Annotated in this window: 10 protein-coding genes; 6 read left to right on the top strand and 4 right to left on the bottom strand. The window is 70.9% G+C overall.

The genetic code is table 11. From position 1 onward, the window contains the following. Positions 1-22 precede the first annotated feature (22 nt). The 3 genes from AC0NZN_RS06880 to AC0NZN_RS06870 all read right to left on the bottom strand — a co-directional run bounded on the left by AC0NZN_RS06880 (position 23) and on the right by AC0NZN_RS06870 (position 4906). Complete coding sequence (locus AC0NZN_RS06880; protein WP_474591537.1) at positions 23-1258, bottom strand: acyl-CoA dehydrogenase family protein; 1236 nt, start codon at positions 1256-1258, stop codon at positions 23-25. Positions 1259-1426: 168 nt separating this feature from the next. Next, positions 1427-4153 (bottom strand): cation-translocating P-type ATPase, encoded by a 2727-nt coding sequence (locus AC0NZN_RS06875; protein ID WP_474591536.1) that lies wholly within the window; start codon positions 4151-4153, stop codon positions 1427-1429. A gap of 48 nt (positions 4154-4201) precedes the next feature. After that, positions 4202-4906 carry a TetR family transcriptional regulator gene (locus tag AC0NZN_RS06870; protein WP_474591535.1) on the bottom strand — a complete coding sequence of 235 codons (705 nt, stop codon included), beginning with the start codon at positions 4904-4906 and terminating at the stop codon, positions 4202-4204. Between the two features lie 207 nt (positions 4907-5113). Between AC0NZN_RS06870 and sucC the strand changes: the two genes are divergently transcribed. The 4 genes from sucC (at position 5114) to AC0NZN_RS06850 (ending at position 8474) form a co-directional block, all read left to right on the top strand. Continuing rightward, on the top strand, positions 5114-6277 hold the full coding sequence (gene sucC, locus AC0NZN_RS06865; RefSeq protein ID WP_474591534.1) for an ADP-forming succinate--CoA ligase subunit beta: 1164 nt from the start codon (positions 5114-5116) through the stop codon (positions 6275-6277). An 11-nt stretch (positions 6278-6288) separates the two neighbouring features. After that, positions 6289-7191 (top strand): succinate--CoA ligase subunit alpha, encoded by a 903-nt coding sequence (sucD, locus tag AC0NZN_RS06860; protein ID WP_474591533.1) that lies wholly within the window; start codon positions 6289-6291, stop codon positions 7189-7191. An 88-nt stretch (positions 7192-7279) separates the two neighbouring features. Continuing rightward, positions 7280-7720: a nitroreductase family deazaflavin-dependent oxidoreductase gene (locus AC0NZN_RS06855; RefSeq protein WP_474591532.1), complete on the top strand. Its 441-nt coding sequence runs from the start codon at positions 7280-7282 to the stop codon at positions 7718-7720. 10 nt (positions 7721-7730) lie between these two features. Further along, a complete protein-coding gene (locus AC0NZN_RS06850) occupies positions 7731-8474 on the top strand; it encodes a formylglycine-generating enzyme family protein (protein WP_474591531.1) in 744 nt (247 codons plus the stop codon). Between the two features lie 3 nt (positions 8475-8477). Here AC0NZN_RS06850 and AC0NZN_RS06845 read toward each other — a convergent pair whose 3' ends face one another. After that, the gene (locus AC0NZN_RS06845) at positions 8478-11081 is read right to left on the bottom strand and encodes a hypothetical protein (RefSeq protein ID WP_474591530.1); all 2604 of its coding nucleotides are present in this window, start codon (positions 11079-11081) and stop codon (positions 8478-8480) included. A gap of 145 nt (positions 11082-11226) precedes the next feature. On the opposite strand from AC0NZN_RS06845, the gene AC0NZN_RS06840 reads away from it, so the two are divergent. Then, positions 11227-12795, top strand: a complete 1569-nt coding sequence (locus tag AC0NZN_RS06840) for a cell division protein PerM (protein WP_474591529.1) — start codon at positions 11227-11229, stop codon at positions 12793-12795. A 4-nt stretch (positions 12796-12799) separates the two neighbouring features. Continuing rightward, positions 12800-13384: a phosphoribosylglycinamide formyltransferase gene (purN, locus tag AC0NZN_RS06835; RefSeq protein WP_474591528.1), complete on the top strand. Its 585-nt coding sequence runs from the start codon at positions 12800-12802 to the stop codon at positions 13382-13384. Positions 13385-13386 lie beyond the last annotated feature (2 nt).

Genomic DNA, 13386 nt, shown 5'->3' with positions numbered 1-13386 from the left:
GGCTGCTGTTCGCAGCGAAGAGTCAGGCGAACGCGCTCATCCCGGTGATGTCGCGGCCGATGAGCAGCGCCTGGATGCTCTCCGTCCCCTCGTAGGTGTGGATCGCCTCGATGTCGGCCATGTGCTGCATGACCCCGTTCTCGAGCAGGATCCCGTTCCCGCCGAGCATGTCGCGGGCGACGTTCGCAATGCGGCGCGCGGCCCGCGTGTTGTGGTGCTTCGCGAGCGACGCCTGCGTCGGACGCAGCTCGCCGCGGGCGTCGAGGTCGGCCATCCACCGGCAGTAGAGCTGCATCGCGGTCAGCTCCTCGAGCATCTGCGCGAGCCGCTCCTGCACCATCTGGAACCTCGCGAGCGGCTTGCCGAACTGCACCCGCTGCTGCGAGTACGCGAGCGCCGCCTCGTAGCAGGCCGTGGCGTGTCCGAGTGCGGACCACGCGACACCGGAGCGCGTCGCGTACAGCACGGTCGACGCATCCTTGAAGGAATGCGAGCCGGGGAGCGCGGCGGACAGCGGCACGCGCACGTGGTCGAGCACGATGTGTGCCTGATGGATGCCGCGCAGCGACGCCTTCCCGCGGATCACGGTGCCGAGATATCCAGGGGTCGACTGCTCCACGAGGAAGCACCGCACCGCACCGTCGTCCGGATCACCCTCCGCCTGGACGCGGGCCCACACGAAGGTGATCCCGCCGGATGCGCCGTTGCCGATCCACTTCTTCGTGCCGTCGATGACCCACTCGTCGCCTTCCCGGCGCGCGATGGTCTCGAGGGAGACCGAGTCGGATCCGTGGTCGGGTTCGGTGAGGGCGAAGGATGCGGGGACCTCCCCGCGAGCGACCGGCACGACCCACCGCGCCTGCTGCTCGTCGCTGCCGAAGAGCGCGAGGGTGCGCAGCGCCAGTCCTCCTTGGACGGCGAGCACCGTGCCGAGTGATCCGTCGCCGCGGGAGATCTCCATGTTGACGAGGCCTGCGGCCAGCGGCGAGAAGCGCGTCAGCGCCGGGTGGTCGATGCCGTCGTTGAAGAGGTCGAGCTCGCCGGCGCGCATCGCGATGTCGAGCGGATAGTCGCCGGTGTCCCAGGCATCCTGCATCCGCGTGCCGACTTCGTCGATGTACGCCTGTGCGCGCTCCCATGCCGCGCGGTCCTCGTCGGGGATGTCGGCGAAGACCCGGTAGTAGTCCGTGCCGCGTCGCTGGGTGACGGCGTAGCCGTCGACGCTCTGGCCGAGGCGGGGGAGTGTGAGGTCGGTCACGGCGGACTCCTGATGCGAGGGTGAGGGGCGCGGGATCCGGATCCGCGGCGAGAAGCGTGGAACTGAATCCCACGTTTCATAGTACTCAGTCTCACTGTGCAAGCTGAATACGGCGAACGCGCGCAACCCACGAGGGATGGCGCGCGTTCGGAATGCGCTCGGACGACCTCAGTGCGCGGCGCGGCGTGTCCGCGCGCGACGGATCCACTTCAGGAGCTCGATCACGACGGGCACGATGAGCGCGAGCCCGAGCGCTCCGAGCCACTCGTTCCCCGTGAGGGCGGTCGTCCCGACGAGGCGCTGCATGAACCCGACCTCGACGGCCACGACCGTGAGGAGAGAGGGGATGGCGAGCCACTTGATCGCGACGACGATCGGAGCCGAGAGCCCCGACTCGGGGTCGCGCCGCATGACGAGCCCGCCGAAGATCGACCCGAAGGCCGCGACGACGAATGTCATGGTGACCGGCACGTTCGGCTGTGTGGAGCTGAGCTGACCGGGGAAGAGCAGCAGCGGCACCAGCGACGTGAGGAAGATGAGGCCGCCGTAGACGAACCACAGGATCACCGCGCCGACGTTCGCGATGGGCTTCTTCGGGTCGCGCGGCGGCTTCAGCATGATGTCGTCTGCCACCGGGTCGAGCATGATCACGATCACGGGGAAGATCGTGATGAAGAAGTTCAGGAACAGCACCATGATCGGCGTCAGAGGTACACCGTTGTTGATGTCGAAGATGGTCGCGACGAGGAACAGCAGCACCAGCGAGAACAGCTGCGCCATCTGGTACCGGACGTAGCTCACGATCTTCTCGTAGATGGAGCGTCCGAGCCGGACGGCGGTCACCAGCGTGCCGAAGTTGTCGTCGACGAGGATCATCTTCCCCGCCTGCTTCGTCACGTCGCTGCCCGAGCCCATCGCCACGCCGATGTCCGCCTGCTTGAGGGCGGCGGCGTCGTTGACCGCGTCGCCGGTCATGGCGACCACCGCACCCTGCTCCTGCATGAGTCGGGCGAGACGCAGCTTGTCTTCGGGGGTGACGCGACCGAACACGTGGAGCCTCGGCAGTGCGGCCTTCAGCTCGTCGTCGCTCATGGCCTGGATCTCGGCGCCGCTCGCGGCGCCCTCGCCGAGGCCGAGCTTGGCACCGATGGCAGCGGCGGTGATGGCGTGGTCGCCCGTGATCATCCGCACCTCGATGCCGGCCTGGCGGGCGATGTGCACAGCATCCCTCGACGAGGGCCGGAGCGGGTCGATGATGCCGACGAGGCCCACGAACGTCAGGTCGACGATGGATGCCATCGGATCGGCGGGGGTCGGAACGCCCGGGTCGAAGCGACGGAACGCGAACGCGAGCACGCGCAGGCCCTGCTCGGACAGCGACCGGTTCGCATCCAGCACGGCATCGCGCGCCTGGGCGATCGGCACCGGGCCGTCGGCGGTCAGCACGGATCCGCAGCGGTCGAGCACCACGTCGGGGCCGCCCTTGACGAGCGCCACCAGCTGGGTCGCGCCGTCGCGCGTCACGTCGTGGTAGGTCGCCATGAACTTGTAGGCCGAGTCGAACGGCACTTCCGCCACCCGCGGGTGGGCGGCGCGGGTCAGCTCGGCGTCCGCTCCCATCTTGGCGGCCAGCACCACGAGCGCGGCCTCGGTCGGGTCGCCGATCACCGCCCCGTCGTTGGACACGGTGGCGTCGCCGCACAGCGAGAGGGCGAGGGCGAACTGGGTGAAATCGGGCGTCGCGCCTCCGGCCACTCCCCGGATGTCGCCGGCCTTCTCATACCCGCTGCCGCCGACCGTGTACCAGTCGCCCGCGAAGTAGAGCGACTCCACCGTCATCTCGTTCATCGTGAGAGTGCCGGTCTTGTCGGAGTTGATGGCGCTCGTCGCGCCGAGCGTCTCGACGTCGGTCAGGTTCTTGACGACGGCCTTGTGCTCGGCCAGCTGGCGCGAGCCGTAGGAGAGCATGGCCTGCACGAACGACGGCATACCGGTCGGGATGGCCGAGATCGCCATGGAGATGCCGAGCAGGATCACCGCGGAGATCTCCTGGCCGCGCAGCAGGCCGGCGACGATGATGATGGCGACGGCGCCCCACGCGATCCATCCGAGCACCCCGGTCAGGGAGTCGAGCTCGCGCTGGAGGGGAGACTTCGCGGGCTTGACGGCGGACAGCATGGATGCGATGCGACCCATCTGGGTCTGCATCCCCGTGTCGGTGATGATCACGCTCGCGGTGCCGCGCGTGACCTGCGTGTTCTGGAAGACCATGTCGGTGCGATCGCCGAGCGTCGTGCTGGGGTCGGTGAGGGTGCCCGGATCCTTCGCGATCGGCGCGCTCTCCCCGGTCAGCGCGGCCTCCTGCGTCTCGAGGGTCGCCGAGCGGATGATGCGGGCGTCGGCCGGCACGATGTCGCCGGCCTCGAGCGCGACGAGGTCGCCGGGCACGAGGCTCGTGGCATCCACCTCCAGCAGCGATCCGTCGCGGATCACCTTCGCCTGCGGGATCTGCATCTTCGCGAGCGCGTCCACCGACGCCTTGGCCTTGAGCTCCTGGCGACTGCCGAGCACCACGTTGAGGATGACAAGAGCGCCGACCAGGATGCCGACGCTCACCTGGTGGATGACGAGGCTGATGACCGCGACGGCGACGAGCATGACGTTCATCGGATCGGCGAGCTGTCGCAGGGCGACCTGCCAGACCGAGGGCGGCTTCTCGGCGGCGATGGAGTTCGGCCCGTGCTCCGCAAGCCGCTGGGCGGCCTCGGCGGCGGTCAGCCCGCGCTCGCGGTCGCTTCTGAGGGCGGCGACGACGGCATCGGGATCCTGGGTGTACCACGGGGTGTCCGCGGGCTTGTTGGCGGGGGCCCCGGCGGTTGTGTCCACAGCGCTCATGGGGTCAACATACAGCCGCCCGGTGGCGGGGGCGGGACCTTTTTCCGGTCAGTCGTCGAGGTGCTCGCGCAGCCGGCGGGCCAGCTCGGCCGTCGGCATCCTGCGGGGGAAGACTGCCACCACGACCTCGTCCTCGGCGGGGCCGTTCTCGCCGTCGGGGAGCACGCCGAAGCGACGTCGCGCATCGTCGAGGGCTCCGCGGAGGACGGCGATCGGGACCTTCTTCGATCCGCGCAGCAGCGACCGCAGCACATGATTGTGGATCGCCGTCACGAGCGCGGCGAAGCCGACGGCGTCGACCGGGTCCAGACCGGGAAGGGAGGCGCGGAGGTACTCGTCGAAGAGCCGCTCGTATCGGAAGACCGTGATGATCTCGCGGTCGCGCAGCGCCGGCACTCCCCGCACGACGGCATACCGACGCCGCGCGAGCTCGGGGTCGGCCGCGAAGTGCGCGTAGACGAAGAGGGATGCCTCGCAGATGGCGGCCCATGGATCGGGATGCGGCTCGGCGAGGAACTCCCGCAACCGGTCGAGCAGCACCTCGTGGTCGGTGAAGACGACGTCGTCCTTGCCGCCGAACTGGCGGAAGAACGTCGAGCGCGAGACTCCCGCGGCCTGCGCGATCTGCTCCACCGAGGTCTGGTCGAAGCCCTGCTCGGCGAAGAGCTCGAGCGCGGCGGCGACCACGGCGGCGCGCGAGGCGGCCGGGCTTGGCGAGACAGGGCTCGGGGAGGCGGCAGCGGTGTCGGACATCTCGGAGAGAGCCTAATGCGCGGCTTTCGTGGATGCCGCATCCCGGCCGCGCCTCGCCGGAAAGGGCCTCGTCGAGCAGATCCTGGCGCGTCGCTGCCGTCAGGTGGGCATGGCGACCGGTAGTAGGCTGAGGGACTGGTCGATCTCTCGACAAGGCGCTATTCTGCGCCATCTTCCGCCCAGTCGCCCCCCTGCAAAGGAATCACTGTGGATCTGTACGAGTACCAGGCACGAGACCTTTTCGAGAAGTACGAGGTGCCGGTGCTCCCGGGCATCATCGCCGACACTCCTGAGGAGGCGAAGGCGGCGGCGGAGAAGATCGGCGGCGTCGTCGTCGTGAAGGCCCAGGTGAAGGTCGGCGGCCGCGGCAAGGCCGGCGGCGTGAAGGTCGCGAAGACGGCGGACGAGGCGTACGAGGCGGCGCAGGCGATCCTGGGCCTGGACATCAAGGGGCACGTCGTCAAGCGCGTCATGGTCGCCGCCGGTGCCCGCATCGCCCGCGAGTTCTACTTCTCGGTGCTGCTGGACCGCGCCAACCGCTCCTACCTCTCGCTGACGAGCGTCGAGGGCGGCATGGAGATCGAGCAGCTCGCCGTCGAGAAGCCCGAGGCTCTGGCCCGCATCGAGGTCGACCCGGCCGCCGGCATCGATCTGGACAAGGCGACCGAGATCGCCCGGGCCGCGAACTTCCCCGCCGAGCTCGTCGACAAGGTCGCGCCGGTGTTCGTCAGGCTCTACGACGTCTACAAGGGCGAGGATGCCACGCTCGTCGAGGTCAACCCCCTCGTGCTGACCGACGACGGCGAGATCATCGCCCTCGACGGCAAGGTCTCGCTCGACGAGAACGCCGAGTTCCGTCACCCCGGCCACGTCAAGCTCGAGGACAAGGCTGCGGCCGACCCGCTCGAGGCCAAGGCCAAGGAGCTCGATCTCAACTACGTCAAGCTCGACGGCGCGGTCGGCATCATCGGCAACGGCGCGGGCCTCGTCATGTCGACCCTCGACGTCGTCGCGTACGCCGGCGAGAACCACGGCGGCGTGAAGCCCGCCAACTTCCTCGACATCGGCGGCGGCGCCTCGGCCGAGGTCATGGCCAACGGCCTGGGCATCATCCTCGGCGACCCGCAGGTGAAGGCGGTCTTCGTCAACGTCTTCGGCGGCATCACCGCGTGCGACCAGGTCGCCAAGGGCATCGTCGGCGCGCTCGCCGAGCTCGGCTCGACGGCGAACAAGCCGATCGTGGTGCGCCTGGACGGCAACAACGTGGCGGAGGGCCGCCGCATCCTCGAGGAGGCGGCGCATCCGCTCGTCACCCTCGCCGAGAACATGGACCAGGGCGCCGACAAGGCCGCCGAGCTCGCGAACGCGTAAGGGACACAGTCATGACGATCTTCCTCAACAAGGACTCCAAGGTCATCGTCCAGGGCATCACCGGCGGCGAAGGCTCGAAGCACACCGCCCGCATGCTGGCGGCAGGCACGCAGGTCGTGGGCGGCGTGAACGCCCGCAAGGCGGGCACGACCGTGCTGCACAAGGCCAAGGACGGCTCGGATGTCGAGCTGCCCGTGTTCGCCTCGGTCGCCGAGGCCATGGCCGCCACCGGCGCGGACGTGTCGATCGCGTTCGTCCCGCCGGCCTTCACGAAGGACGCCGTGGTCGAGGCCATCGAGGCCGAGATCCCGCTCCTCGTCATCATCACCGAGGGCGTCCCGGTGCAGGACTCGGCCGAGTTCTGGGCACTCGCGAAGGCCAAGGGCGGCACGACCCGCATCATCGGCCCGAACTGCCCCGGCATCATCAGCCCGGAGGAGTCGCTCGTGGGCATCACCCCGGCGAACATCACCGGCAAGGGCCCGATCGGCCTCGTGTCGAAGTCAGGCACCCTGACCTACCAGATGATGTACGAGCTGCGTGACTTCGGCTTCTCCACCGCCATCGGCATCGGCGGCGACCCGGTCATCGGCACGACGCACATCGACGCGCTGGCCGCGTTCGAAGCCGACCCCGAGACCAAGGCCATCGTCATGATCGGCGAGATCGGCGGCGACGCCGAGGAGCGCGCGGCCGAGTTCATCAAGGCCCACGTCACGAAGCCGGTCGTCGGCTACGTCGCCGGCTTCACCGCGCCCGAGGGCAAGACGATGGGTCACGCCGGTGCGATCGTGTCCGGCTCGGCCGGCACCGCGCAGGCGAAGAAGGAGGCCCTCGAGGCCGCCGGGGTCAAGGTAGGCAAGACGCCCTCCGAGACCGCCGACCTCATGCGCGAGATCATCAAGGGTCTCTGACCCGGTTCGAACGAGGGGCGGATGCTGCGGCATCCGCCCCTCGTCGCATCCGGCGCCAGGTCTCGCCCGCGACAGTAGCGTGGAGGCCATGCCACTGAACGGGGAGTACCGCCCGAGCACCGCGGAATGGGCCCGCACGCAAGCCGAGTCCTTCGAGGCCTCGCAGGGCGCCGAGGCCAACACGCTGCGCGGCAAGCCGATCATCGTCCTGACCACCGTGGGTGCGAAGACGGGCGCGCTGCGCAAGACGGCGCTCATGCGCGTCGAGCACGAGGGCGAGTACGCCGTCGTCGCATCCAAGGGCGGGGCGCCCGACGAGCCCAAGTGGGCCGAGAACATGCGCAGGCATCCGCATGTCGAGCTGCAGGACGGCGACGTGAAGCGCGACTACACGGCGCGCGAGCTGTCGGGCGACGAGCGCGCCGAGTGGTGGGCACGGGCCGCGCAGGCGTGGCCGGACTACGACACCTACCAGACGCGGACCGATCGGCAGATCGCGATCTTCGTGCTCGAGCCGCGCGACGCGTGACACCTCCCGCGTGAGGGACATCGAGCTGGCCCGCATCGGCGCGGGCACGGTCACGCTGCACGACGCGCGCCGCAAGGTGCGGTGGGACGTCGAGTTGGAGCCGTTCGAGATCGGCGTCTTCGCGGTGACCGAGGAGCAGCTCGGCGAGCTGCTCGGGATCACCGCGACGCATCCGAGGCGCCCCGCGACCGACGTCAGCTGGCAGCGGGCGATCCGGTTCTGCAACGCCGCCTCGGAGTGGGAGGGCCTCGATCCGGCCTACTCGTTCGACGGCGAGGACGTCACGTGGCACGTCGACGCGGACGGCTACCGCCTTCCGACCGAGGCCGAATGGGAGTTCGCGTGCCGCGCCGGTTCGACCGGCCCCCACTACGGCGCGCTCGGCGAGATCGCGTGGACGAGCGCCGACGGCCTGTCGGCGCCGGCTGACGTCGGCGGCAGGCTGCCCAACCTCAACGGCCTCTTCGACACGCTCGGCAACGTGTGGGAGTGGTGCTGGGACCTCCTGGATCCGGCCCGCTATCGCGACTACCGCGTGTTCCGCGGCGGAGGGTTCGCGGACGATGCGTTCAGCGTGCGTGCATCCACCCGGCGAGGGGGCGCGCCGCGCATGCACCATGACGACGTCGGCTTCCGCGTCGCCCGAGGGGCGTTCGACGGCGTCGACGAAGCGCAGGGCTGGTCTGCGCGAGTGGATGCCGAGCGCGCCGACCTCGATGGCCCACTCCCTCCCGGCTGGACGCCGCTGCGCTGACACCTACTCCGGCGGCAGCCCGGCGAGGGTCAGCAGCTCCGTCCGGAACTGCGGGGTGCGGTAGTACACGCGGTGCCCGTCGACAGCGACCATGTAACCCGTCAGGTCCAGTTCGTCCGCCCGCACGTCGACGGAGTTGGGATGCGGGCCGTCGGCGACGAAGCCGAGGATGTCCGTCAGACGCCACAGGCTTCGCCAGGGCACGCCGTAGCCGGCCAGCAGGGTTCCCGACAGCCGGCCGCCCGCGCGATCGACGAGCCCGGTCTGCGCGATGTCGACCGACCAGGGGTCGGAGGCCGGGGCGAAGGCCCGGGGTGCGCGAGACGGCTCCGTGCCGAGCACCTCGGGACCGTGCAGCTCGGGGAACATGCGCCCGAAGAACGACCGCAGCTGCACGCCCATCGTCAGCAGCGAGATGCGCTGCAGCACCGGTCGCGTCTGCGGGCTCGAAGCGAGCAGCGCGAGCGCCGACACGGAGAGGACGGCGCCCATGCTGTGGCCGACGAGCACCGCGCGCCGGTGCTCGATGAGACGGAGGCGGTCCGGGTCGGTCTCGCCGCCGGCATCCAGCCATTCGAAGAGCCGGCCCGCGATCTCCGGCACGGCGCGCTCGGCGTACGCCGGTGGCCCGAACGGGTGGCCCGTGCGCGGCAGGTAGCAGACGACGTCCCACACGACGGCGATCGGGCGGACAGCTCCGCTGGAGGCGCCCGCGACGAGCAGCGCCAGGAGCGCCAGTCCGATCCACGCCAGGGCGAGCATCCCGACGTCGATCAACGGCTGCAGGATCGTCGGCCACCATCCACCGGTCAGAGCCGGATCCCACAAGGGTGCGCCCGGATGCGCGTAGGTCACCCACGACCACGCGGCCCCGCCCGCGACACCGAGACCGAGCGTCACCGCCGCCGCAGCGCCGAGGGGCTCGGCCAGCTGGACACGCGCGGCCATCGAGCGCCGTGCCTCGATCGCGGAGAGGAGCGTCTTCGGCGACGGCGGCAGCACGCTGCGCGGGGGAGCGGGGATGTCGGCGACGGTCGTGGGCGCTCCCCACGCCTTCGCGCGGCGATCCACGTTGCGCGGACGCGCGAGCATCGCCGCCGCGATCACCACGAGAAGGACGGTTCCGACCAGGATCCCGAAGCCCAGGGCGATGTAGCTGCTCGAGATGTAGACGGTCGACGGCGGGACGCCGGGGACGACCCGCCCACGGGCGAGGGCGGATGCGGGCAGCACCCCGTTGAGCCAGTCGCCGACCGTCGTCGTGACGATGGCGCTCATCGCGACCGCGATGGCAAGGGCGAACGACATGAAGCCCGCGGGCCCGCACCCGTGCCACAGCGTGGCGCGCCGGCCGGCCCGCGGCCGCCAGAAGACGCCGGACACCGCGATCACCGCGGCCGCGCTGACGATGAGGAGCGGCGCGGTTCCGGCGCCGTAGAGCCGGCTGGGGAGCTGCGGGCCGGTCCCGAACAGCAGGACGATCTCGAACGCCGCGAAGACGACCATCGCGCCGACGAGCAGTCCGTCGGCCCACCGGACGGCTGCCCGCGGAAGTCGCTCCTCCGTGGCCGGGACGGTCGTCGGCAGGACGAATGCGACCACGAGGACGGCGACGAGGCCGACGCATCCGAGCGCGAGGAAGCCGACGGCGGTGTCGAAGTCAGCCCGCGCCCACGCCCGCCCGATGCAGTGCTCGTAGCCGCCGAGTCCGCTGCAGGTCGTGTGCCAGCCGAAGGACGCCTGCGCGGCGGTGAGGACCAACGTGAAGAAGATCGCCCCGGCGAAATGGGCGTGCGCGAGGTGGCGCGTCACCCGGTTCGACCAGAAGCCCGGGCTCGTCAACGGGGCGGTCGGCTGGGGCGGAGCGCCGCCGTCGGCCAGTTCACGCGCGAGCCCCGCACGCGCCGCGCGATGGGCGCCCATGCCGGGCAGCACGTCGTAGCGCAGGCGCGACAGGGCGGACAGCATCCAGATGCCACCGACGGCGATGACGGGTGCGAGGGCGAACAGCGCCAGCCGCTGGCCGGCGGTCCAGGTCGCGAACATCGAGAAGACGTCCTTCGCCGGCACGCACAGCGAGGCGGCTGCCGCGCACTGGGCGGCCCCGAGATCGACCGCGAGCGTCACGGCCGTGCTCGTGAGGAGCAGCGTGAGGAGCATGCCGAACAGGCGCGCGAGGCCCGCCGTGATCCGGCCGCCGCGCTCGGTGACCGGCGCGTCATCCGTCGGCTCAGACAGTGCCGGGGGCAGGCGGCGCATCCACTGCGCGACGTTCCCCAGCGCGAACGGCAGAAGCAGTGCGTAGCCGATGCGGGCCAGCACGCTCGCGATGATGCCACCGGTGCTGGTGCCGCCGAGATCCGGCATGGTGCGCACCATCCCGCCCCAGGAATAGGCCTCGCGGCGGATTCCGGGCGGAACGTACCCCTGCTCGCCGGACTCGAGCTTCGCGATCGCCTTGCGCTTCGGCCGCCAGAAGCTGCCGAGCTTGTCGCCCATCACGAGCCGGATGTCGTCGGACTGCAGGTCGAGCAACGCGGCCGGCGTGGTGTTGTTCATCCCGTGCACGCGCAGTTCGAGGACGGGGTCTTCGGGCGCAACGCCCATGGCGCACCTCCTGCCGGGCCGCCATCCGACGGTGTGTCGACAGTGCGCGCCGCGGGCGCTTCCACCCTAGGGCCGCCTCCGATTCCCGGCGGGATGCGCGCGCCGACGGGGAGCCTCGCCCGTCGCTGGGTAGGGTCGATGAGGCATGCACCGCCTCGTCGTCGCCCTCCTCGCAGCTCTGGACGCCGCTCTCGCGGCGGTCGTCGGCGTTGCCGCCGCACTCGCGCCCCTCGCGCTGCTGTGGCTCATCGGCGGGACGACGCCGTGGAACGCCCTCTGGCCGACGGCGGTGTCGGTGTGGCAGCTCGGCCACCTCGTGCCGCTGCACATCCACCTGCCCGCCGAATACCTCGCCGTGACGGGAATCGACCCGTCCGCGGCATCCTTCGTCATCTCCCTCGCGCCCCTCGCCTTCGCCTCGTTCACGGCGATCTTCGCGGCCCGCTCGGGGGTGCGCGCAGCGCAGGCGGATGCGGCGGCCACGGGCCCGATCGCCGGAACGGTCGTCTTCGCCGCCCTGGCGACCCTGGCCGGACTGACCGCCCGCAATCCGATCGCCGCGATCCACCTGTGGCAGGGGGTCCTCTTCCCGGCCGCGATCTATGCGGTCGGCGTGGCCGCCGGAGCCCTGGTGGCGGGATGGATGCGCGCCGACCCCGGCGGCCACGGCGTTCTCGACGGCATGCGCTGGAGGGTGCAGCGCTGGCGGCACGGCTGGGATCAGGTCGTCGACCAGATCGCCCGTGGGACGGGAATCGCGCTCGCGGGGCTCATCGGCCTGGGGGCGCTCGCGGTCGCCGTGGCGATGGTCGTCCGCGGCGGGAACGTCATCGCGCTCTTCGAGGCGGGACACGTCGACCTCCTCGGCGCGACCGTGGTCGCGCTCGGACAGCTCGCGTACCTGCCGACCCTCGTCGTGTGGGGTCTCTCGTTCGTCGTGGGTCCCGGCTTCTCGGTCGGCGTCGGCACGACGGTGTCGCCGGCGGGCACGCAGCTCGGGGTCGTGCCCGGCATCCCGGCGCTCGGCGCCCTGCCCGAGTCGACGTCGCCGTTCCTGCTCGTCGTGGTGCTGCTGCCGGTCGGTGTGGGCGCGCTCGCGGGGTGGGCTGTGCGCTCACGCCTGGCGGACCGGGATGCGCAGACCCACGACGCTGTCCACGCGGGCTCCGGCCTGCGGGCGACGATCGCGGTCGGCATCGCGGTGCTGACGGCGGCAGGTGCCGCGCTGCTGTGCGCTGCGGCTTCCGGATCGCTCGGGCCTGCCCGACTGGCTCAGACCGGTCCCGAGCCGGGGCCGGTGGGGCTCGCAGTGGGGATCGAGGTGCTGATCGGCGCGGCGATCATGCTGCTGTCGCCCGCATCGGAGGTCGACGCCGAACATGAGCGGACCGCCGTGCCGGCGGCGATGCCCGACCAGGTGACGGCGCCGGTGGAGCCGCATCCCGATCCGTTCGTGCGATTCCCGGTGTCGGTCGCGCCCGAACTGGAGCTCGAACTGGAGCCCGAGCCCGAGCCCAAGCCCAAGCCCAAGCCCAAGCCCGAGCCAGAGCCCAAGCCCAAGCCCGAGCCCGAGCCCGAGCCCGAGCCCAAGCCCAAGCCCAAGCCCAAGCCCGAGCCAGAGCCCGAGCCGGAGGCACCGAAGCCGCCGCCGCCCGCGGCATCCCGCCCCGAACTCGGACCGAAACGGCCGAAACCGCTGCCGCCGATAGACTGACCGGGTGCTCTCGGTCGCCGTCCTCATCTCCGGCACCGGCTCGAATCTGCGAGCCCTCCTGGAAGCCGCTGAGGACCCCGATTACCCGGCGCGCGTCGTCGTCGTCGGAGCGGACAGGGAGGCCGACGGGCTCGCACACGCGGAGGATTTCGGCATCCCGAGCTTCACGGTGCCGTACGCGCACTACGCGACCCGCGAGGAGTGGGGCGCGGAGCTGTCCGCGCAGCTCGCGGTCTGGCAGCCCGACCTCGTCGTCCTGAGCGGTCTCATGCGGCTGCTTCCCGCCGAGGTCGTCGAGGAGTGGGCGCCGAACCTCGTGAACACGCACCCGGCATACCTGCCCGAGTTCCCCGGCGCGCATGCGGTGCGCGACGCGATCGAGGCCGGCGTTCCGCAGACCGGAGCGAGCGTCATCGTCGTCGACACCGGTGTCGACAGCGGTCCCATCGTCGCCCAGGAGCGCGTCCCCGTGCTCGACGGCGACGACGAGCACGCGCTGCACGAGCGCATCAAGCCCGTCGAGCGCCGCCTGCTGATCGACGTCGTGCGTCGCATCGCAACGGGCGACCTCGACCTCACGTCCCCCTGAGT

It is taken from the genome of Microbacterium sp. sgz311019 (assembly GCF_056135325.1).
This window is presented reverse-complemented; position numbering and strand designations above follow the sequence as displayed.